The sequence below is a fragment of the Mesorhizobium sp. WSM4832 genome (assembly GCF_055811115.1).
In genome coordinates, this window is the sequence record NZ_JBVVQH010000007.1 from 110,573 (window position 1) to 132,171 (window position 21,599).

Sequence of the window (21,599 nt, forward strand, 5' to 3'; positions counted from 1 at the left end):
TTCCGGGACAACGACAAAACAAAAACTTAAAGCACGTCGCCTGAATTCGTTTCAGCGCGACGCGCTTTAGGCCACAGCCACGATAATATGCGCCTGGATCTTGGCGGCCACCTCGCCGCTGCCGTGCCTTTCGGCGATTGCGGATTCGGCGTAGTCGGTCGCGGACGCCAATCTTCCTGCGTCCCTGGTCTCGATCTCGTTGCGAAGAAGGGTTCCCTGACAATAGGCAACCGCCGGGACGCGCGGCGAGGATGCGCGGCTCTGCTCGGCCCTGGTATCGATCGCCACATCGGAGAACCCAGCGGCCTTCAGATCGCTGCGGATCAACGCCTTGTCGTGGTAGCCGTGCGGCGTGCGCGCCAGGAAGCGCGGCGGATCGTTCGGAAAAACCCTCGCAAGAGCATTCGTCACGTCATCGGCGAAGATATTCTCCTCGATGCGATCCCAGACGCTGAACAGGAAATGCCCGCCTGGCTTAAGGACCCGCTTTGCCTCGCGATAGGCAGCGATGCGGTCGGGAAAGAACATGGCGCCGAACTGACAGCCGACGAGGTCGAAGGCGCCATCGTCGAATGGCAGCTTCAGGGCATCCGCCGCCCGCCACGTGATGCGGCTGTCGGGGCCCTGGCGCGAAGCCGCGTAGTCGAGCATCGGCTGGTTGAGGTCGGTCACCGTATAGCTGCTGCCGGGAGAGAGTTTTGGCGCCAGTGCACGGGTAACGGCCCCGGTGCCCGCGGCAGTTTCCAAAACCGCGCCGGGCGAGAAGGACGCCGCCCGCATTGCGAGATCCGCGGCATATGGCTCGAAAATCAGCGGCACCATGTGGCGATCGTAATTTTCCGGGATCGACCCGGCAAACACCTTGTCCGCTTCCAGCATAGTCAGCATCCCGCCCGTTTGATGGACCGCGAGGCTAGCATACAAACTGCAACCTTTGCTGGTTCTCGACCGAGGTGGCCAGCAGCATACTTGTCGAAAGGGGAATCCGCCCCCTAGTTGAGCGCCGTTGTCGGCCGCAGCGAGCCGACCTTGGCGCCGACGCGACTTTCGACTGCGGGATGGGCGAGTTGGGCGAGCTTTGCCGCGAGCGCTTCATCGCCGCGCAGCAGCTTTGCCAGCACCGCGGCGATCGTCACCTCGGCCGCCCTGCCGGCGCCGTCATCGCATTTCAAGGCGATGCCGAGGCCAAGTTCGGGCAATGCCGCGCAATAGACGCCTTCGGCGCCGGTCTTGACGAAGATGCGGCCCGGTGCTGCCTGCATCAGCGCGACATCGGCCTTGCCGGTGCCGGCGACCAGAAACGGCTCGGCCATGCAGGCCGAAAGCAGCCGCTTCGCCGCCTTGGCGCGTTCAGGCGAAAAGCCCCTGCCCGTCGCCATGCGGGCAAAGCCCCGTGCGAAGTTCTTCAACGGCACGGCATAGGTGGGGATTGAGCAGCCGTCCGTGCCGCAATGGTCGACGTCATGCGCGGCCCCCGTCACGGACTGCATGGCGTCGCGCACCATCTCCTGCAGCGCATGGCCGGCCTTGACGTAGCCGCCATGGGCAATGCCGGCGTAGACGCAGGTGCAAAGGAAGCCGGAATGCTTGCCGGAGCAGTTGTTGTGCAGAGCGTTCGGCACGCCACCGGCGCGGGCGAGCGCGATGGTTGCGTCATGGCTCGAGGGCCAATGCGCGCCGCATTCCAGCGCGTTTCTGTCGAGGCCTGCCTTGGCGAGCATCGCCGCAGCTAGTTCGACATGGGCGGGCTCGCCCGAATGCGAGGCGCAGGCCAGCGCCAGTTCGCGGTTGCCGAAACCATAGGCGTCGGCAGCACCCGATTCGACCAGCGGCAATGCCTGGATTGCTTTCACCGCGGAGCGTGGGAACACCGGGCGCTCCGTATCGCCGATCTCCCAGACGGGCTTGCCGTCGGCGTCGAAGACCGACACCGCGCCGCGGTGCGCGCTTTCGACCACCGCGCCGCGCGTGACTTCGACCAGAACCGGATTCGTCATGCTGCCTCCCGCACGCGCGCCCATGGGGCGCGCCGCTTCAATGCGGGCCGCTTCTACCTGATCCGGTCGAGGATGGAAACGTAGTTGGCGACCGCCGCGCCGCCCATGTTGAAGATGCCGCCGAGTTTTGCGCCCGGCACCTGGATGCCGCCGGCTTCACCGACAAGCTGCATGGCGGTGAGCACATGCATCGAGACGCCGGTCGCGCCGATCGGATGGCCCTTGGCCTTCAATCCGCCGGAAGGATTGACAGGCAGGCGGCCGCCCTTGGCCGTCGTGCCGTCCAGCGCCAGCTTGGCGCCCTCGCCGGGCTTGGCCAGGCCCATCGCCTCATATTCGATCAATTCGGCAATGGTGAAGCAGTCATGCGTCTCGACGAAGGAGAGGTCGTCAAGCGTCACGCCGGCCTTCTTGAGCGCCTGCTCCCAGGCCCGCTCGCAGCCCTCGAAGGAAAGGATGTCGCGCTTCGACATCGGCAGGAAATCCTGGACGTGTTCGTTGGCCCGGAAGGTCACGGCACGGCGCATCCTGAGCGCGGTCGCGGTGTCGGTGAGCACAAGTGCGGCCGCGCCGTCCGAGACCAGCGAGCAATCTGTGCGCTTCAACGGACCGGCGACGAACGGGTTCTTCTCGCTTTCCTGGCGGCAGAACTCATAGCCGAAATCCTTGCGCATCTGGGCGTAGGGATTGTCGACGCCGTTCTTGTGGTTCTTGGCGGCGATCATGGCCAGCGCATCGGACTGGTCGCCATAGCGCTGGAAATAGGCCTGCGCGATCTTGCCGAAGACACCGGCGAAACCGGCCGGCGTGTCGCTGTCCTCCGGCAGGTAAGAGGCCTTGAGCAGGTTCTTGCCGATCTCGGGGCCAGGCGTGGTCGTCATCTGCTCGGCGCCGACCACCAGCACGATACGCGCGGCGTTGGCATCGATGGCGCGGATGCCTTGCCTGACGGCGGCCGAACCGGTGGCGCAGGCATTCTCGACGCGCGTCGCCGGCTTGAAGCGCAGCCGGTCGTCGGCCTGCAGCACCAGGCTGGCAGTGAAATCCTGCGGCGAGAAGCCGGCGTTGAAATGGCCGAGCACGATCTCGTCTACGTCGTCCGGACCAATGCCGGCATGGTCGAGCGCCTCGACGGCGACCTTGGTGATCAGACCCTCCAGCGTCTCGCCTTCGAGCTTGCCGAAGCGCGAATGCGCCCAGCCGACGATGCATGCGGTCATAACAGCCTCCATTTGCCGCGAAGCCTAGCACGTATGATCGCGGCATGAGATTCAATATTGTTCAATAGTGAACCGTTTTCCAGTCCAAAGGATAGGCCAGAGCGACACGATCGGTTGATCGTGGTGCTGATTTTTTGTTGATTGATCCGTCAATAAAAAATAATCTCACTGCGGAAACCGGATTTCCCAGATGCCGAAAATCGGAATGGAGCCAGTGCGCCGCAAGGCGCTGATCGATGCGACGATCTCGGCGATCGGCGAGCACGGCTCGCTGGACGTGACGATGTCGGAGATCGCCGGCCGCGCCGGCGTGTCGTCGGCGCTCGCGCATCACTATTTCGGCGCCAAGGACGAGCTGCTGTTCGCCACGATGCGGCACATCCTGGCCGAGCTCAACACCGATACGAGGCACGCGTTCGGCCACACCGTCACGCCGCGCCAGCGCGTCTCGGCCGTCGTCGCCGTCAGTTTCTCCGACGACCAGTTCCAGCCTCAGATCATTGCCGCCTGGCTCGCCTTCTATGTCGAGGCGCAGAAATCGTCCAACCTGCGGCGGCTGCTGCGCATTTATGCGCGGCGGCTGCATTCGAACCTGATGAGCGGCCTGACCGGTATCCTGCCAAGGGCCGAGGCCGACCGCGTGGCCGAAGCGATCGCGGCGCTGATCGACGGGCTCTACATTCGGCGCGCGCTGAAGGACGGCGTGCCCGATGCGCGGACCGCGATCGCGCTCGTCGAGGACTATCTCGAAACCAAGCTCAATGGACGGAGCCTACCTTGACCACCCGGCGACCCAATTTCCTGATCGTCATGGTCGATCAGCTCAATGGCACGTTCTTCCCGGACGGTCCGGCAGATTTCCTGCAAGTGCCGCATCTGAAGGCGCTTGCCGCGCGCTCGGCGCGTTTTGCCAACAACTACACCGCTTCGCCGCTCTGCGCGCCTGGCCGCGCCTCCTTCATGAGCGGGCAATTGCCGTCGCGCACCGGGGTCTATGACAATGCGGCCGAATTCGTCTCGTCGATTCCGACCTTCGCCCATCACCTGCGCGCCGCCGGCTATTACACCTGCCTGTCGGGCAAGATGCATTTCGTCGGGCCGGACCAACTGCACGGTTTTGAGGAGCGGCTGACTACCGATATCTATCCGGCCGATTTCGGCTGGACGCCCGACTACCGCAGGCCCGGCGAGCGCATCGACTGGTGGTATCACAATCTGGGCTCAGTCACCGGCGCGGGTGTCGCCGAAACCACCAACCAGATGGAGTATGACGACGAGGTCGTGTTCCTGGCCACGCAGAGGCTCTATCAGCTGTCGCGGGAGCAGGACGGCGCGGACCGCCGGCCCTGGTGCCTTACCGTCTCGCTGTCGCACCCCCACGATCCCTATGTCGCGCGTAAGCAGTACTGGGATCTCTACGAGAATTGCCAGGCGCTGGACCCTGAGACCGGGTTCATCAGCCATGACGAGCAGGACCCGCACTCGCAGCGGCTCTACCGCGCCAGCGACTACCCTTTTTTCGACATCACGCCCGAGCAGGTGCGCCGTTCCCGGCGCGGCTATTTCGCCAACATCTCCTACGTCGACGACAAGCTCGGCGAGCTTATGGACGTTCTCGCGCGCACCCGCATGCTCGACGACACGACCATCCTGTTCTGCTCGGATCACGGCGACATGCTGGGCGAGCGCGGCCTGTGGTTCAAGATGAGCTTCTTCGAGGGTTCGGTACGGGTGCCGCTGATGATCGCCGGCAAAGGCGTGCCGGCCGGCCTCATCGAAGCGCCGGTTTCCAATCTCGACGTGACCCCGACGCTTTGCGACCTGGCCGGCATCGACATCGCGGCAATCGCGCCCTGGACGGACGGCCAGTCGCTGGTGCCGCTTCTCGACGGCAAGCAGCGCATCGCGCCGGTGCTGATCGAGTACGCGGCCGAGGGCTCCTACGCGCCGCTGGCCGCGATCCGCGACGGCAAATACAAGTTCGTCCATTGCGAGCTCGATCCGCCGCAATTGTTCGATCTCGAAGCCGATCCGCTCGAGCGTAGCAACCTTGCCGACGATCCGGCGAACGCTGCGCTGGTCGCCACCTTCACGCAAAAGGCCCGGGCGCGCTGGGATATGGCCGCTTTCGACGCCGCGGTGCGCGAAAGCCAGGCGCGCCGCTGGGTCGTCTATCCGGCGTTGCGCAACGGCGCCTACTACCCGTGGGATTTCCAGCCGCTGCAGAAGGCATCGGAGCGCTACATGCGCAATCACATGAACCTCGACAATCTCGAGGAAAGCAAACGGTATCCGCGAGGCGAATGATGGCAGACGTTCTGGTTCCCTCCCTCGACCACCTGAAACAGGCCTATGCCGTCACCTCGGCGGCCACGCAAATGACGCCGCTGCTGGAATCTGCAGCCCTCGCCAGGGAGACCGGCGCGGCGCGCATCTTCGTCAAGCCGGAGTCACTGCAATGGGCTGGCTCCTTCAAGGTGCGCGGCGCCTATTGGCGGCTGAACCGGCTGTCGCCGGATGAAGCAAAAAAGGGGGTGGTCGCCTATTCCTCCGGCAATTTCGCGCAAGGACTGGCGGCGGCCGGCCAGGCGCTCGGCATTCCCGTCACCATCGTCATGCCGATCGACGCACCCGCCGCCAAGCGCGACGCGACCGCCGGCTATGGCGCGCGGGTGGTGCTGACGGATCATGGCGACCGCGCCCGTGAGGAGGTCGCCGCTGCCAAGGCGCGCGAGATCGCCGAAACCGAGCACCTCACCTTGCTCCATCCCTTCGACGATCCGGAGATCGTTGCCGGCCAGGCCGGCGCCGGACTGGAGGCGCTCGACCAACTTTCGGCGAAGAAAGCGCATGCCGACCTGGTGTTCTGTTCGGTCGGCGGCGGCGGGCTGATCGGCGGCGTCTCGCTGGCCTTCCACTATCTGTCTCCGAAGACCGAGATCATCGCGGTCGAGCCGGACGGTTTCAACGGGATGGGCTCATCGCTCGCGCATGGCGCGATCGAAACGATGCCGATCGGGCCGAAATCGATCTGCGACGGGCTGATGGCGCGCAAGCCTGGCGACGCGCCCTTCGCGGCGGTGAGTGCTGCCGGGGTGCGCGGCGTCACCGTCGACGACGCCTCGGTGCGGCGGGCGATGAAGATCGCCTTCGAGCAGATGAAGCTGGTGCTGGAGCCTTCGGGCGCCGCATCGCTCGCAGCACTGCGCGGCGGCAAGGTGGATGTGGCGGGCAAGACCGTCCTCGTGGTGGCTACCGGCGGCAATGTCTCGCTCGCCGATTTCATGGCGCATATGAACAATGCTTGAAGCGGATTTCGTCATCATCGGCTCCGGCTCCGCCGGCTCGGCCATGGCCTATAGGCTGTCGGAGGACGGCAAGCATTCGGTGATCGTCATCGAGTTCGGCGGCACCGATTTCGGGCCGCTGATCCAGATGCCGTCGGCGCTGTCGATCCCGCTCAACATGAGCCTCTACGACTGGGGGTTCGCCAGCGAGCCGGAACCGCATCTCGGCGGCCGCGTGCTGGCGACGCCGCGCGGCAAGGTGATTGGCGGCTCCTCCTCGATCAACGGCATGGTCTATGTGCGCGGCCATGCGCACGACTTCGACCACTGGGCCGAACAAGGTGCTGCCGGCTGGGGCTTCGCCGACGTGCTCCCCTATTTCAAGCGCATGGAGGATGCCAACGGCGGCGAGGACGGCTGGCGCGGACATGGTGGCCCGCTGCACGTGCAGCGCGGCACGCGCATGAACCCGCTTTACGGTGCCTTCGTCGAAGCAGGCCGCCAGGCTGGTTTCGAGCTGACCGACGATTACAACGGCGCCAAGCAGGAAGGCTTCGGGTCGATGGAGCAGACCATTTTCGGCGGCCGCCGCTGGTCGGCTGCGAACGCCTATCTTAAGCCGGCTCTCAAACGCAAGAATGTCAGCCTGCTCAAGGGTTTCGCCCGACGCGTGGTGATCGAGAATCAACGCGCTGTCGGCGTCGAGATCGAAGCTGACAAAAAGATTCAGGTCGTTAAGGCGCGGCGTGAGGTGATCGTCGCGGCATCGTCGATCAATTCACCGAAGATCCTGATGCTGTCCGGCATCGGCCCGGGCGCGCATCTCAAGGAAAACGGCATCCAGGTGGTCGCCGACCGGCCGGGCGTCGGCCGCAATCTGCAGGACCATCTGGAGCTCTACATCCAGCAGGAATCGACCAAGCCGATCACGCTGAACTCGGTGCTCAATCCGTTCTCCAAGGCATTGATCGGCGCGCAATGGCTGTTCTTCAAGACCGGCCTCGGCGCCACCAACCATTTCGAGGCGGCGGCCTTCGTGCGTTCGCAGGCCGGCGTCGACTATCCCGATATCCAGTACCACTTCATCCCAGCAGCGGTGCGCTATGACGGCAAGTCGGCCGCGAAGTCGCATGGCTTCCAGGCCCATGTCGGCCCGATGCGCTCGAAGTCGCGCGGTTCGGTGAGCCTGCGCTCGCCCGACCCGAAAGCCAAGCCGGTGATCCGCTTCAACTACATGTCGCATCCGGACGACTGGAGCGAGTTCCGCCATTGCATCCGGCTGACGCGCGAGATCTTTGGCCAGAAGGCCTTCGACGGGTTCCGCGGCAAGGAGATTTCGCCGGGCAGCCATGTGCAGTCGGATGATGAGCTCGACGCTTTCATCCGCGACCACGCCGAGAGCGCCTACCATCCCTGCGGCACCTGCAGGATGGGCCGCGCCGACGACCTGACCGCCGTCGTCGATCCGGAATGCCGGGTCATCGGCGTCGAGGGTCTGCGCGTTGCCGACTCCTCGATCTTCCCGCGGGTGACCAACGGCAATCTCAACGCGCCCTCGATCATGACCGGCGAGAAGGCATCCGACCACATCCTCGGCCGTACGCCGCTCGCGCCGTCCAACCAGGAACCGTGGATCAATCCGCGCTGGCAGGTGTCGGACAGATAGCGCATGATCGGGGCGGATCGCTCCGCCGCTCGAAGAGAACTGGAGAACCGCCCCATGCGCGCCCAGCCAACGGCATCGCACTACGTCAACGGCCGCTACATCGAGGACGAAGGCGGCGCGCCGCTTCCGGTGATCTATCCGGCGACAGGCGAGACGATCGCGACGCTGCATTCAGCGACGCCGAACGTGCTGGAGCTGGCAATCGAGGCCGCCCGCGCGGCGCAGCCGGCCTGGGCGCGGCTGAAGCCGGTCGAACGCGGCCGCATCCTGCGCCGTGCCGCCGACATTTTGCGCGCCCGAAACGCCGATCTGGCGCGGATCGAGACGCTCGACACCGGCAAGGCGATTCAGGAGACGCTGGTGGCCGACGCGCCTTCGGCGGCCGATTGCCTCGAATATTTCGCCGGCGCGGTCGCCGCCTTCAACGGCGAGATGATCGATCTCGGCGGACCGTTCGCCTACACGCGGCGCGAGCCGCTCGGGGTGTGCGTCGGCATCGGCGCCTGGAACTATCCGATCCAGATCGCCGGCTGGAAGTCGGCGCCGGCTTTGGCCATGGGCAACGCCATGGTGTTCAAGCCGTCGGAGAACACCCCGCTGTCGGCGCTGGCGCTGGCCGAGATCTACAGCGAGGCCGGCCTGCCCGACGGGCTGTTCAGCGTCGTGCAGGGCTATGGCGACGTCGGCGCCGGTCTCGTCGGCCACGACGTCGTGGCAAAGGTCTCGCTGACCGGCTCGGTGCCGACCGGCCGCAAGGTGCTGTCGCTTGCCGGCTCGAAGATGAAGCACGCGACGATGGAGCTCGGCGGCAAGTCGCCGCTGATCGTCTTCGACGACGCCGACCTCGAGAACGCCATCGGCGGCGCCATGCTCGGCAACTTTTACTCCACCGGTCAGATCTGCTCCAACGGCACGCGCGTCTTCGTGCAGAACGGCGTCCATGACCGCTTCGTCGAGCGGCTGGTCGAGCGCACCAAGAAGATCCGGATCGGCGATCCGCTCGACCCGGAAACGCAGATGGGGCCGCTAGTGAACAAGGCGCAGCAGGACAAGGTGATGTCCTACATCGAAGCCGGCAAGCAGGACGGCGCGAACCTCGCCTGCGGCGGCAACGTGCCGTCGCTGCAAGGTTTCGAGGGCGGCTTCTTCATCGAGCCGACGGTGTTCACCAATGTCACCGACAGCATGCGCATCGCGCGGGAAGAGATTTTCGGGCCGGTGATGAGCGTCTTGAAATTCGACAGCGAGGACGAGGTGATCGAGCGCGCCAACGATACCGAATTCGGGCTCGCGGCCGGCGTGTTCACCCGCGACCTGCCGCGCGCGCACCGGGTGATCGCCGAGCTGCAGGCCGGCACCTGCTGGATCAACGCCTACAATCTCACCCCGGTGGAAATGCCCTTCGGCGGCGTCAAGCAGTCCGGCATCGGGCGGGAGAATTCGCTTGCCGCGCTGGCGCATTATTCGCAGCTGAAGGCGGTTTATGTCGAGACGGGGGACGTAGCGAGCCCTTATTGAGCCGGCGATTGGCGAAAGCCGAGGGACAGCCAATCTCCCCCCTTGCGGGGGAGATTGGCAGCTTCACCCCTTCCCCGCAGTCCCATCCAGATACTGCGTCAGCGCATAGACCAGGTGGTAGAAGATGCTGGCGGGCACCTCGGTCGCCAGTGAGCGACCGCGCTCGTCGATGCGGTCGATCCACAGGCCGAGCGGGGCGGGGTCGATGTGCCAGCGGAACAGGCGGCCGACGCGCGCCTCGATCTCGGGCTTGAGGTCCGGCCCGCCCGACCCGTCCAGCGCGATCGCCGCCTTGATCGCCTCGGCCTGCGGCCAGCCGCGCGAGACCGTGTCGAGCGGCAGGCCCTGGCGCGAGACCGCGCCATAGGCGAGGCCGGTGGCGCGGTTGAGGCCGTTGGCGATGGCCGAGGCATAAAGTTTGCGGGCGAAGGCGGTGAGTTCGCTCTGGCCGCTGCGAGCGGCGAAATCGACCAGCAGCGAGGCCCATTCAAAGTGGTGGCCAGGCTCGGTCCATGTCCCCTTCTCGCCCGCCGCCGGCTTCCAGCCCTCATCGAAATATTCGCCCAGTGTCCAGCTTTCGGCATCGAAGAAATGGCTGCGGAAGAGGTCGATGATGCGCGCGGCCCGGCGCAGATAGGCGCGCTCGCCGGTCGCCTTGTGCCAGGCGAGGAAAGCTTCGAGCAGATGCATATGCGGGTTGGAACGCCGTTCCTCCGCGCCGTCGGAGGTTTCCAGAAAGCCGGTCATGCGGCTGTCTTCGAGATGCGCATCGAGGAAGGCAAACGTCTCCTCGCCGAGCCGCAAGGCGGCGGGATGGCCCGACATGTGGGCGTGCGCCAGCGCCAGAAGCACGCAGGAATGGTCGTAGGCGTCCTCGACCGGATCGGCGACCGAGCCGTCGATGTTGAGCGTACGCACCCAGCCACCCCGCTCGGTGCGGCCCTGACCGGCCATGAAGTCGATGCCGTGCGCAATCAGCCTGTCCGCAGGCCCGTCCCAGCCGCGCTCCTTGGCAACCGCGAAGGCGTAGATCTGGCGCGCCTGCGTGCGCATGCGCTTGGGTTTCATCAGCGCCGAGGCATCGAAGCCGAGTGCCTCGTGGAAGCCGCCATAGTGCTGGTCAACGCCCGACGTCGACCATAGCGGCAATGTCTCGTCGAACAGCCAGTGACGCACGCGTCGCTGCCAGGCGCCGCTCTCGATGACGCGGTCGGGCGCCGGCGTGAACCTCGTCTCCAGCCGGCCGGATTTCTCCAGCTGCTCGACGATCTTCTTGACGTGCTGACTGTGGCTGACCGGCGCGACGAAAGTGGCATCGGCTGTCGAAACGATCGCGACGTCCTTCATGCCTATCGCCGAAAGCAGGCGGCCGTCGCCGCGGATATAGGAGTTCTCGCAATCGATGGCGACGACGTCGCCGACGATGACGTTGCCCTGCCCGTCGGAGGGGCCGACATCCAGCAGCGACTGCCAGGAGCCGAGATCGTTCCAGCGGAAGCCGGCTGGCACCATGGCGATGTCCTTCGCACGCTCCATGATGGCGTAGTCGATCGAGGTCGAGGGGATGGCCGAGTAAAGTTCCAGCGGCATGTAGAGACCGGAAAGATCGCTGGTCGCCGCCTTGTAGGCGGCTTCCGTCGCCTGCCAGATTTCCGGCGCGAAGGCAGCGAAGGCATCGCGCATGGCGCCGGCGCGAAACAGGAAGATGCCGGTGTTCCAGTAGAAACTGCCGGCCTCGAGATAGGACTGCGCGGTGGCGAGATCGGGTTTCTCGACGAAGCGCGAGACATCGAAGACGCCGTCCCTGTCGGCCCCGACGGCGATATAGCCATAGCCGGTCTCGGGCTGGGTAGGCTTGAGGCCGAACACCACGAGCCGGCCGGCATTTGCAGCGGCAGCGCCCGCCTCGATGCTTCGCCAGAACTGACCAGGCGTCGAGATCTCGTGGTCGGACGGCACCGCCAGCACCAGTTCGTCGCCATATTCGGAGAGCGTGCGCAGGCTGGCCAGCGCCACGGCGGCCGCGGTGTTGCGGCCCGTCGGCTCGAACAGCGGCCCGCCGCCGGCAAGATCGAGACCGGCAAGGTCGGCATGGACGCGCTCGGCGTGGCGTTCCGAGGCGATCAGGAAGATCGGCGTCTCGCCTTGGGACCGCGCCGCCAGCCGGCGCAAGGTCTTGGCCAGCATCGAGCCATCGCCCGAGAAGTCGTGGAACTGCTTGGGATTGTCCTCGCGCGACAGCGGCCACAGCCGCGAACCGACGCCGCCACTCATGACGAAACTGACGATGCGCTGGCTCATGAACGACCCTGTCAAAATCCGGCTCCGATGGGTTGGACTTACGACAAAAGCCTTTAAGTCCCCCTTTAGCCGACAGCCAAATCCTATGCCATTCAGGCAAGCTTCGCGAAAGAAAGGAAATGCGACAGAAGGACTGCCATTGCCGCTTGCAGGATCGGAAAGCGGCAGCTATAAGCCCGCGGTCTGGTCACGGAGTGTAGCGCAGCCTGGTAGCGCACCTCGTTCGGGACGAGGGGGTCGCAGGTTCAAATCCTGCCACTCCGACCAGAAAAAACAAGCACTTGGCTTTTCCCGAAATTGCTACCCGCCTGAAATCAGGATTGCCGTCAATCGTCGCCGTAACTCGCGGGCAGATGGCGCTGTAGTTCCATCGCGTCGTGAAGAACGCGGCCAATTCCGATGGTGAGGGGCGTCATCCGGTAGAGCAGGAAATGGCGTAGTCGCAGGACAATGCCATGTTCGGTCCGCGCGCGGTCCCGACTGTAGCGCAGGTGATAGCTGCGGATCTTGTTTCCCAACTCCGCACGAGCGATGCTGCCTACCCGTTCGGGGTCGGCAGCAATGTCGCGCAGGGCCGCGATCAACAGCCGTTCGTAGCGGGCGCGCGCGATCTCGCCGAAATTGAGTTCCGTGTAGGCGAGTATCCGGATGATGTCTTCCTTCGCGGCCGCGGAAAGCCGGTACAGGCCCATGGCCTTACAAGCCGGTTTTCTTCGCGCGTGCGCTTGCCTGTTGTCCCAGGCCACTCATGTATTCTCCGAGGTCGTCTTCAGCAACATCCTCGAAACGACCTTGTTCGATGTCGTGAAAGCCGATGTTAGCGGCCTCCCTGAGCGCTGCGAGCTTTGCCGTCTCCCTTGCCTCGCGCTGCTCGACCAGCCGCAAGCCATCACGCAACACCTCGCTGGCGTTTTGATAGCGCCCGGTCTTCACCAATCGATCGATCACCTCTTCGAGATGTTCCGTCAGGACAACATTGCGTGTCGGCATGGCGATACCGCTCCAATTCAACAGGCATGATATAGGCACATGGCATATTATGCCAGTGGCTATACTCGGCCGGCCGGCGTCGTCGCTCGGGCGATGGGCCGAGCTGAGGAAACGGGAATCACGCAACAATACTCGACAACAGCTTCTCACTTTGACCTAATGGCGCCTGATTTCGGGATGCGCGGGACTGCAGGAGGGTGAACGAAGGTTGAGAGCATGAAGTTCACGCCGACGGCAGTTTTGCCGGCAATCACGATGCTGCTCTTCGCGGCAGCCTGCTCGTCGACCGTCGCGTCAATCAGCCCGGCGAAATACGACAAGATGACGTGCGCCGAGCTCAACAGCGCGCTTGGCGATACCGCCACCGACATCTCGCGAACCGCCATCAGCCGCGGCAAGGTCGCCAACACCAGCGTGCCGAGCTGGCTGCTTGGCGGCGAGCGCGTGAAGATGGCGGTGGCCAGTCGCGAAACCGCCCGCATCGAGCGGCTGCAGCAACAGCAACAGGCGATCGTCGCGACGCGGAAGCAAAAATGCCCCTCCGCGCAGTGAGCTGAGCCTTATCAGGCTTGCCCGGCCTCAGGCACTTATCCTGAACCGTGTCGTATCGATCGCGGCGTTCATCAGCGTCTGGGTGTAGGCTTCGCGCGGATTGTCGAAGATTTCTCGTGTCGGACCTTCCTCGACGATCTTTCCCTGCTTCATGACGATGATGTAGTCGGCCATCGCGCGCACCACCGCGAGGTCGTGGCTGATGAAGAGATAGGACAGTTCGTGGTCGGCCTGCAGCTTGCGCAGCAGCTCCACGATCTGCTTCTGAACCGACCGGTCCAGCGCCGAGGTCGGCTCGTCCAGCACCACCACTTTCGGCTTCAGGATCATGGCGCGGGCAATGGCGATGCGCTGGCGCTGGCCACCGGAGAACTCGTGCGGGTAGCGGTTGCGGGCGTTGGGGTCGAGGCCGACCTCGCGCAGCGCCTCGACGGCGCGCTGGTCACGCTGCTTGCCGGTCAGCGAGGGCTCGTGCACCAGCAGGCCTTCGGTGATCACCTGGCCGACCGTCATGCGCGGCGACAGCGAGCCAAAGGGATCCTGGAAGACGAGCTGCAATTCGCGCCGCAGCGGCCGCATCGCCTGGCGGTCCGCCTCCGAGATGTCGCGGTCGCCGAAGCGGATGACGCCATCGCTGGGGAGCAGCCTCAAGAGGGCGCGACCCAGAGTCGACTTGCCTGAGCCGGACTCGCCGACGATACCGATCGTCTGGTTGCGTTTCAGCCGGATCGAGATCCTGTCGACCGCGCGCAGCATCAGCGGCTCGCCGCCAAGGAAGCCGCCGCCGATCCTGAAGACGACCTCGACGTTGCGACCCTCGAGCAGCACCGGCGAGTTGGCGGGCGGCGCCGCCTTGGTGCCCGTCGGTTCGGCGGCGAGCAGCATCTTGGTGTAGGCGTGCTGCGGGTTGGCGAAGAGCGCTTCCGCGTCGCCCTCCTCCACCACCTCGCCCTGGCGCATGACATAGACGCGATCGGCGAAGCGGCGCACGATGCCGAGATCGTGGGTGATGAAGACGATCGCCATGCCGAGCTTGCGCTGCAGTTCGGCGAGCAGCATCAGGATCTGCGCCTGGATGGTGACGTCGAGCGCCGTTGTCGGCTCGTCGGCGATCAGGATATCGGGGTCGTTGGCCAACGCCATGGCGATCATGACGCGCTGGCGCTGGCCGCCCGACATCTCGTGCGGATAGGATTTCATCCGCCGCTCGGGGTCCGGGATATGCACCAGCCGCAAAAGCTTCAGCGCCTCTTCGCGCGCCGCCTGTCCATTCAGGCCGCGGTGCCGGCGAATTGGCTCGATGAGCTGGTTGCCGATGGTGTAGAGCGGGTCGAGCGAGGTCATCGGCTCCTGGAAGATCATGCTGATCTTGCGGCCGCGGACCTGGTTGAGCTCGCTCTTGGTCATCTCCAAAAGATTGCGGCCGCGATAGTCGACCTGGCCGGTGGCCTCGCCATTGGATGAGAGCAGGCTCATCGCCGCCATCATCGTCTGGCTCTTGCCGGAACCGGATTCGCCGACGACGGCGACCGTTTCGCCGGCATTGACCTTGATGTTGATGCCCTTGACCGCCTCTACGGTGCCGTCGAGGGTCTGGAAGCGGACGCGCAGGTCCTTGACGCTGAGGATCGTTTCGGTGGCCATGTCGGCGATCCCCATCTTTATCGATCTTTCGGGTCGAGCGCGTCGCGCAAGCCGTCGCCGACGAAGTTCAAGGCGAACAGTGTCGAGACGAGGAAGAAGGCCGGAAACAGAAGCAGCCAGTTGGCGTAGCCGATGTTCTTGGCGCCGACCGAAATCAGCACGCCCCAGCTGGTCATCGGTTCCTGAACGCCAAGGCCGAGGAAGGAGAGGAAGCTCTCCAGGATGATGACCTGCGGCACCAGCAGCGTCATGTAGATGACCACAGGCCCGAGCAGGTTGGGAATGACATGGCGCAACAGGATGCCGCGCTGGCCGACGCCCATGGCTTCCGCCGCCTGGACATATTCCTGCCTGCGGATTGACAGCGCCTGGCCGCGCACGATGCGCGCCATGTCGAGCCACAACACCGCGCCGACCGCTAAAAACATCAGCACGAAGTTGCGGCCGAAGAACACCACCAGCATGATGACGAAGAAGATGAAGGGCAGCGAATAGAGCACGTCGACGATGCGCATCATCACCTCGTCGACCCGGCCGCCGGCAAAGCCCGCGGCCGCGCCGTAGATGACGCCGATGACGCCGGCGACGACGCCGGCAAGCAGGCCGATGGCCAAGGATATGCGCCCCGCCATCAGCGTGCGCGAGAGCAGGTCGCGGCCGGTATTGTCGGTGCCGAACAAGAAATACTGCTGCCTCACGGCCGAACTCATTGTCACTTCGAGGCCGTCGGGCGACTTGTTCTCGATCCTGGTGTCGTCGAAGGCGTCGGAGCGGTCGAGATAGCGGATGTTGCGGTCGTCGATCGGCTTGGTCGAGGTGACGGTGACGGTGACGCGGTTGCCGTCCTGGTGCCATTCCTTGATGTCGGCGCGCATGCGCTTGATGGCGTCGGTGAGCGCGCCCTGGATCATCTCAGGCTTCGGATAGGCCGAAAGGCTCGGCGGCATGCGCACATAGTCGCCATAGATGGTGGTGTATTCATGCGGCGCGACCCATGGGCCGAACACACTGATGACGGCGACAAATGCCAGATAGTAGAGGCTGAACATGGCGGCGCGGTTGCGCTTCAGCCGCGCCCAGGCATTGCCCCAGGCCGAGCGGCCGACGATCGGCTCCGGTACGGCGACGGCGAGATCAGTCATAACGCACCCTCGGATCGACCACCGCGTAAAGGAGATCGACGATCAGGTTGAAGACGATGGTGAAGAGCGCGATCACCACCACGGTACCCATGACCAGCGTGTAGTCGCGGTTGAGCGCGGCATCGACGAAATAGCGGCCGACCCCAGGAATGGAGAAGATCGTCTCGACGATGATCGAGCCGGTGAGCAGCGCCGCCGCCGCCGGGCCGGTGAAGGAGACGATCGGCAGGACGGCGCCGCGAAGCGCGTGCTTCACCACCACCGACCAGTCGGATAGGCCGAGCGCCCTGGCGGTGCGGATATGGTGCGAGCGCAGGCTTTCGATCATCGAGCCGCGCATCAGGCGGGCGACTATGGCGATCTGCGGCAAGGCGAGCGTCAGCACAGGGCCGACCTTGTTGATCAAGGCGCCGTCGCCCCAGCCGCCGATCGGCAAGAGTTTCCACGAAAGCCCGAAGACGAGCTGGATGACTGGCGCGATGACGAAGGTCGGAATGGTGCTGCCGGCCGTGGCCAAAGCAATCACCGAATAGTCGCCCAGCTTGTTCTGGTTGAGCGCCGCGATCGTACCGAGCACGCTGCCGAGCAAAAGCGCGAGGATAAGAGCCGATGTGCCGATCTGGATCGAGATCGGCAGGCCCTTGGCGAAGAGCTCGGTGACCGTGAAGTCGGGCAGATTGTAGCTAGGGCCGAAACTGCCGCGCAGAAGGTTGCCGAGATAGTGGACATATTGCAACCAGAGCGGATCGTCGAGGCCGAACTGGGCTTCAAGATTGGCCCTGATTTCGGGGCTCAAGCCTCGCTCCTGGTTGAACGGGCCACCCGGCGCGACACGGATCAGGAAGAACGCCACCGTCACGATGACGAACAGCGTGGGGATGGCGGTCAACAGCCGCCGGAAGACATAACGCAGCATCGGCGCCCCGCTTCAGCCAGGGCGACAGCTCTCCAAACGAAGACCCGTAACGCTGGCATCTCTGATACTCGCACCGGGGTGAATGAAAATCCAACCCGACTTTCGGCCCGGCACGACGACAGACCGCAGCCGCCGCTCCCAAAGAAGGGAGCGGCGGTGCGGCCAAGGTTTCTTGTCAGTCCTTGGAGATGAAGCGGGACGGATGGATGTCCATCACATTGTCGTCGAAGCCATGCAGCTTCGTCGAAACGATGTCGTGGTAGCTGTAGTAGAGAAGCGGGATCTCGCCGACGTCGTCGACGAGGATGCGCTCGGCCTCGGCGAGGTCCTTCATGCGATCCTCGGGCTTGCCGCCGGCTGCGGCCGCCTTGTCCATCGCGGCCTCATAGGCCGGGCTGTTGTAGCTCGAGTAGTTGTTGCCGCTCGCCTTGCGCGAGATGCCGAGGAAGGTCTCCGGATCCTTGTAGTCGGCGATCCAGGCGGCGCGGGCGACATCGTAGTTGCCCTTCTGCTCGAGGAAGCCGTAGTGGGTCTTGGTGTCGGTGTTGAGCAGCGTAATCTCGACACCAAGCGGCTTAAGCTGCTCCTGGATGGCGACCGCCGTGTTCTTATGGTTCTCCGAGGTGTTGTAGCGGATTTCCATCTTCAGCGGATGCTCTGGCGTGTAGCCGAGCTTCTCGAGGATCTTCTTGGCAGCATCCTCACGATCGATCTGCGGCATGTCGGCGTATTTGGCCAGTGCCGGCGTGTAGCCTTCGATGCCCGGAGGCACCATCGAATAGCCGGGCAGCATCGAGTTCTGCCAGACCTTCTCGGCGAGGAAGTCGCGATCGATCGCCATCGAGATGGCGTTGCGCAGCTCGACATTGTCCCACGGCGCCTTGTCCGTCTTGATCGCATAATAGTAGGTGCCGAGATATGGCCCGACACGGACCTGGTCACCGAATTTGGTTTTGAGATCGGCGAGCTGTTCGGTCGGCAGATCACCATAACTGTCGAGCTCGCCGGCCTCGAAGCGCTTCATCGCCGACGAGCGGTCCTCGGTCGGAATGTAGTTGACCACGTCGAGCTTGACGCTCGCGACATCCCAGAACTTCGGGTTCTTGACCAATTTCATGTGGTCGTTAGGAACCCACTCCGCCAGCGTATAGGCGCCGTTGGAGACCAGCTTGCCCGGCTTGATCCAGTCGGCGCCGAGCTTGTCTATCGAGGCCTTGCTGACCGGATAGGTTGCCTGGTGGGTCAGCATTTCGAGGAAGTAGGGCGTCGGCGCCTTGAGGGTGACTTCCAAGGTGTTGGCGTCGATCGCCTTCACGCCCATATCCTCGGCCTTGCCCTTCTTGGTGTTGAAGTCCTCGGCGCCCTTCACCGGATAGAGCATGGAAGCGTATTCGGCGGCGGTGGCCGGATCTTCCAGCCGATGGAACGAATAGACGAAATCGTCCGCCGTCACCGGGGTGCCATCCGACCAGAGGCCGTCCTTGCGCAGCTTGAAGGTATAGACAGTGCCGTCGTCGGACACCGTCCAGCTTTCGGCGGCGCCCGGAATGAGGTTCGTCTTCTGGTCATGCATGACGAGGCCCTGGAACAGGTCTCGTATAATATCGGCTTCGTAGACCGTGGACGTCTTGTGCGGATCGACCGTCTCCGCCTCGGCGGCGGAGCCGCGATTATACACGGTCTCGGCGAAGGCCGGCGCGTAGAAGGCGCCGGCGGCCAAGGTCATGGTTGTGGCGAATACCGTCGCCTTCAGCAGGTTTTTCAGCATGGAGTTCTCCCTTTGGACGCGGCCCCTCAACCACGCCTTGAGCGTTGACGCCCCGGAACCGTTCAACGGGTCCCTTTTGAGCGCGCCGCCGGTCCCTTCCGGCGGCTGGTGGCAGGAGACTAGACAGAGGACTATCTTATTTCAACTGCCAGCTGCTTGACGTTGAGTGAGCGGCTCCACGCTAAAACAGCGAAATCTAAAGCTTAATCATGCAGTTCAACTTGGTGCAGCTTTCGGTTGTTCCAGCCGTTTTCTGTTTTTGTAGGCAGGTCTTGGCATTCTCCGGACCATGCTGAAGAACCGAAAATCGCGCGCCTCATGGTCTCGTTTCCGGGCTGACGCCGCAGGCACGTCGGCGATCGAATTCGCCATGCTTGCGCCGATTTTCATCCTGCTTTTGCTCGGCATGGTTGCATATGGAATCTATTTCGGCGCCAGCCACTCCGTGCAGCAGATCGCCGCCGATGCGGCGCGAACGGCCATTGCCGGTCTCAACCAGACCGAGCGGCAGGCATTGGTGACCGATTTCATCGCCCACGACGTCTCGGGCTACCCCTTCGTCGATCCCAACAAGCTGACCGTCAACGCGCAGGACAGTGTCGCCGATGGCAGCCAGTTCGTCGTCTCGGTCAGCTACGATGCGCGTAACCTGCCGATCTGGAACCTGTTTAAGACGCTGCCGCTGCCGGGCACGACGATCCAGAGTCAATCGACGATCCGCGTCGGAGGCATATGATGCCCGTCAAGGGGGGATTGATGGCGGCGACGCGACGGCTGCTCGCCGACCGGAGCGCGAATTTCGCCATCATGACGGCGCTGTGCACGCCGGTGGCGCTGGCGCTGACCGCCTTCGCAATCGACGAGGGCTCACTCTACAACGAACGCCGCGCCGTACAGTCGATCGTCGACCTTGCCGCCATCACCGCGGCCTCGAACATCACCAATGCCCAGCAGGCGGCGCTGACGACGCTTAGCGACAACGGCATCACCTCGGTCGCCGTGCAGCAACAGAGCGCGACCATCGCGCCAACCGGCACCAAAGCCGTCGTCCAGGTCGTGCCGGGGCGCTACACGGGCGACAGCAGCATTGCCGCCGGCAGCCGCTTCGAGGCGGGCAAGCTTCCCTACAATGCCGTCCAGGTGTCGTTGAAGAAGCAGGGCACGCTTTACTTCGCCGGCTCGATCATGTCGCCGCCCACCATCGGCACGACGGCGATCGCCAGCGCGCAACCGCAAGCGGCCTTTTCCGTCGGGTCGCGGCTCGCCAGCCTCAATGGCGGCATTCTCAACGCGCTTCTCGGCGGCCTTCTCGGCGGCAACATCTCGCTCAGCGTGATGGATTACAATTCGCTGGTCTCGGCCGATGTCGATGTTCTTTCGTTCACCGATGCGCTGGCGACCCAATTGCATCTGACCGGCGTCAGCTATTCGGACGTGCTCGCCTCGAAGGCAACGATCGGACAGATCGCCACCGCCATGGCCAATGTGCCGGGGCTCGATCGCACGGCCAAGATCGCCCTGCAGACCATGGCCTCCAGCGCCACCAAAACCATCAAGATTCCGCTCAGCACTCTCATCGACCTCGGCTCCGTCGGCGATCTCGGCATCGGGCAAAAGCCGGCCGGGCTTAACGTGACAGCCAGCGCGCTCAGCATGCTGACGGCCGCGGCGGCCCTGGCCAACGGCACGAACCAGGTCGCGGTCAATCTCGGCGCCACCATACCGGGGCTGGCATCGACGACGCTTGCCATCGCCATCGGCGAGCCCATGCAGAACTCGGCCTGGCTGGCGGTGGGGGAAGCAGGCACCGTGGTGCGCACGGCGCAGACGCGCATCAAGCTCAATGCCAGCGTCAAGCTGGGCAATTCCAATCTCGGGGGCGGCATCAGCCTGCTTGCAGTCAACCTACCGCTCAATGTCGAAGTCGCCTATGCCGAAGCCAAGCTGACCGATATCACCTGTCCGACCGGCCCCTCCAGCATCAAGGTCTCGATCGCCGCGCAGCCGGGCGTCGTCGCAGCCCATCTCGCCAAGAGCAGCGCCAGCGGCTTCGCCGATTTCAGCAAGCCGCAATCCTTCTCCGACGCCGAAATCGCGGATGTCAGCGTCAAGCTGCTGTTGATCAACCTCAGCCTTTTGCAGGTCAACGGACAGTCGGCATTCTCGGTCACCAACATGATGCCGACCAATCTGACCTTCAACGCCACCGACATCGCCAACAAGGCGATCAAGACGGTGTCGACGAAGAACCTGACGCAGTCGCTGACGACATCGCTGGTCAACAATCTGTCGCTTTCGATCAATGCGCTGGGGCTTGGCCTCGACGTGACCGCCCTGCTCGGCACGGTGAAGCCGGCGGTGACGACGCTGCTCAACGGTGTGACCGCGCCGGTCGACAACCTCGTCTACAACGTGCTTGGGGCACTTGGCGTCCATGTCGGCGAAGCCGATGTGCGCGTGACCGGCGCGACTTGCGGGCGCTCGGTGCTGGTCCAGTAACCGCCGTCAGAGCGGTTCAGCTTTCCTGAGAAAAGCTGAACCGCTCTGACCTCTGTTTCTGCGCAATTCCGGACGGAAAACCGCTACACACTTTTCCTG

18 protein-coding genes and 1 tRNA gene are annotated in these 21,599 nt (G+C 64.1%); 9 read left to right on the top strand and 10 right to left on the bottom strand.

Going from position 1 to position 21,599, the window contains the following annotated elements; translation table 11 throughout:
• Window positions 1-66: 66 nt before the first annotated feature.
• The 3 genes from AC0L2L_RS12290 to AC0L2L_RS12300 all read right to left on the bottom strand — a co-directional run bounded on the left by AC0L2L_RS12290 (window position 67) and on the right by AC0L2L_RS12300 (window position 3,217).
• Window positions 67-879 (bottom strand): class I SAM-dependent methyltransferase, encoded by an 813-nt coding sequence (locus AC0L2L_RS12290; protein WP_473578640.1) that lies wholly within the window; start codon window positions 877-879, stop codon window positions 67-69.
• Window positions 880-992: 113 nt separating this feature from the next.
• The gene (locus tag AC0L2L_RS12295) at window positions 993-1,997 is read right to left on the bottom strand and encodes an asparaginase (protein ID WP_473578642.1); all 1,005 of its coding nucleotides are present in this window, start codon (window positions 1,995-1,997) and stop codon (window positions 993-995) included.
• A 53-nt stretch (window positions 1,998-2,050) separates the two neighbouring features.
• Complete coding sequence (locus AC0L2L_RS12300) at window positions 2,051-3,217, bottom strand: acetyl-CoA acetyltransferase (protein WP_473578643.1); 1,167 nt, start codon at window positions 3,215-3,217, stop codon at window positions 2,051-2,053.
• A 190-nt stretch (window positions 3,218-3,407) separates the two neighbouring features.
• On the opposite strand from AC0L2L_RS12300, the gene betI reads away from it, so the two are divergent.
• The 5 genes from betI to betB are packed head-to-tail and all read left to right on the top strand — an operon-like array spanning window position 3,408 to window position 9,688.
• Complete coding sequence (betI, locus tag AC0L2L_RS12305) at window positions 3,408-3,998, top strand: transcriptional regulator BetI (RefSeq protein WP_473578645.1); 591 nt, start codon at window positions 3,408-3,410, stop codon at window positions 3,996-3,998.
• Window positions 3,995-5,524, top strand: a complete 1,530-nt coding sequence (gene betC, locus AC0L2L_RS12310) for a choline-sulfatase (protein ID WP_473578647.1) — start codon at window positions 3,995-3,997, stop codon at window positions 5,522-5,524. The genes betI and betC overlap by 4 nt, the downstream gene beginning before the upstream one ends.
• Window positions 5,521-6,525, top strand: coding sequence for a threonine/serine dehydratase (locus AC0L2L_RS12315; RefSeq protein WP_473578649.1), 1,005 nt, complete (start codon window positions 5,521-5,523; stop codon window positions 6,523-6,525). The genes betC and AC0L2L_RS12315 overlap by 4 nt, the downstream gene beginning before the upstream one ends.
• Window positions 6,518-8,170 carry a choline dehydrogenase gene (gene betA / locus AC0L2L_RS12320; RefSeq protein ID WP_473578651.1) on the top strand — a complete coding sequence of 551 codons (1,653 nt, stop codon included), beginning with the start codon at window positions 6,518-6,520 and terminating at the stop codon, window positions 8,168-8,170. Before AC0L2L_RS12315 ends, betA begins: the two co-directional genes overlap by 8 nt.
• 54 nt (window positions 8,171-8,224) lie before the next feature.
• On the top strand, window positions 8,225-9,688 hold the full coding sequence (gene betB, locus AC0L2L_RS12325; RefSeq protein WP_473578653.1) for a betaine-aldehyde dehydrogenase: 1,464 nt from the start codon (window positions 8,225-8,227) through the stop codon (window positions 9,686-9,688).
• Window positions 9,689-9,751: 63 nt separating this feature from the next.
• Here betB and AC0L2L_RS12330 read toward each other — a convergent pair whose 3' ends face one another.
• Window positions 9,752-11,989 carry an AGE family epimerase/isomerase gene (locus tag AC0L2L_RS12330; RefSeq protein ID WP_473578654.1) on the bottom strand — a complete coding sequence of 746 codons (2,238 nt, stop codon included), beginning with the start codon at window positions 11,987-11,989 and terminating at the stop codon, window positions 9,752-9,754.
• A 190-nt stretch (window positions 11,990-12,179) separates the two neighbouring features.
• On the opposite strand from AC0L2L_RS12330, the gene AC0L2L_RS12335 reads away from it, so the two are divergent.
• Window positions 12,180-12,256: transfer RNA gene (locus tag AC0L2L_RS12335), tRNA-Pro, on the top strand.
• Between the two features lie 59 nt (window positions 12,257-12,315).
• On the opposite strand, the gene AC0L2L_RS12340 is transcribed toward AC0L2L_RS12335, so the two are convergent.
• Both AC0L2L_RS12340 and AC0L2L_RS12345 read right to left on the bottom strand, forming a co-directional pair.
• A complete protein-coding gene (locus AC0L2L_RS12340; protein ID WP_473578656.1) occupies window positions 12,316-12,735 on the bottom strand; it encodes a type II toxin-antitoxin system RelE/ParE family toxin in 420 nt (139 codons plus the stop codon).
• The gene (locus tag AC0L2L_RS12345; protein ID WP_473578658.1) at window positions 12,686-12,979 is read right to left on the bottom strand and encodes a type II toxin-antitoxin system ParD family antitoxin; all 294 of its coding nucleotides are present in this window, start codon (window positions 12,977-12,979) and stop codon (window positions 12,686-12,688) included. Before AC0L2L_RS12345 ends, AC0L2L_RS12340 begins: the two co-directional genes overlap by 50 nt.
• A gap of 216 nt (window positions 12,980-13,195) precedes the next feature.
• On the opposite strand from AC0L2L_RS12345, the gene AC0L2L_RS12350 reads away from it, so the two are divergent.
• Entirely contained in the window at window positions 13,196-13,531 is a 336-nt protein-coding gene (locus AC0L2L_RS12350; RefSeq protein ID WP_473578660.1) for a hypothetical protein, read from the top strand.
• Window positions 13,532-13,558: 27 nt separating this feature from the next.
• On the opposite strand, the gene AC0L2L_RS12355 is transcribed toward AC0L2L_RS12350, so the two are convergent.
• From AC0L2L_RS12355 to AC0L2L_RS12370, 4 genes are all read right to left on the bottom strand, one after another.
• On the bottom strand, window positions 13,559-15,175 hold the full coding sequence (locus AC0L2L_RS12355; protein WP_473578662.1) for an ABC transporter ATP-binding protein: 1,617 nt from the start codon (window positions 15,173-15,175) through the stop codon (window positions 13,559-13,561).
• Between the two features lie 17 nt (window positions 15,176-15,192).
• Window positions 15,193-16,317 (bottom strand): ABC transporter permease, encoded by a 1,125-nt coding sequence (locus AC0L2L_RS12360; protein WP_473578664.1) that lies wholly within the window; start codon window positions 16,315-16,317, stop codon window positions 15,193-15,195.
• Entirely contained in the window at window positions 16,310-17,233 is a 924-nt protein-coding gene (locus tag AC0L2L_RS12365) for an ABC transporter permease subunit (RefSeq protein WP_473578666.1), read from the bottom strand. The genes AC0L2L_RS12360 and AC0L2L_RS12365 overlap by 8 nt, the downstream gene beginning before the upstream one ends.
• Before the next feature lie 175 nt (window positions 17,234-17,408).
• A complete protein-coding gene (locus AC0L2L_RS12370; protein WP_473578667.1) occupies window positions 17,409-19,001 on the bottom strand; it encodes a peptide ABC transporter substrate-binding protein in 1,593 nt (530 codons plus the stop codon).
• 370 nt (window positions 19,002-19,371) lie between these two features.
• On the opposite strand from AC0L2L_RS12370, the gene AC0L2L_RS12375 reads away from it, so the two are divergent.
• Both AC0L2L_RS12375 and AC0L2L_RS12380 read left to right on the top strand, forming a co-directional pair.
• Window positions 19,372-19,737, top strand: coding sequence for a TadE family protein (locus AC0L2L_RS12375; RefSeq protein WP_473578669.1), 366 nt, complete (start codon window positions 19,372-19,374; stop codon window positions 19,735-19,737).
• 20 nt (window positions 19,738-19,757) lie between these two features.
• Window positions 19,758-21,500, top strand: coding sequence for a TadG family pilus assembly protein (locus tag AC0L2L_RS12380; protein WP_473578671.1), 1,743 nt, complete (start codon window positions 19,758-19,760; stop codon window positions 21,498-21,500).
• The last annotated feature ends 99 nt before the right edge of the window (window positions 21,501-21,599 follow it).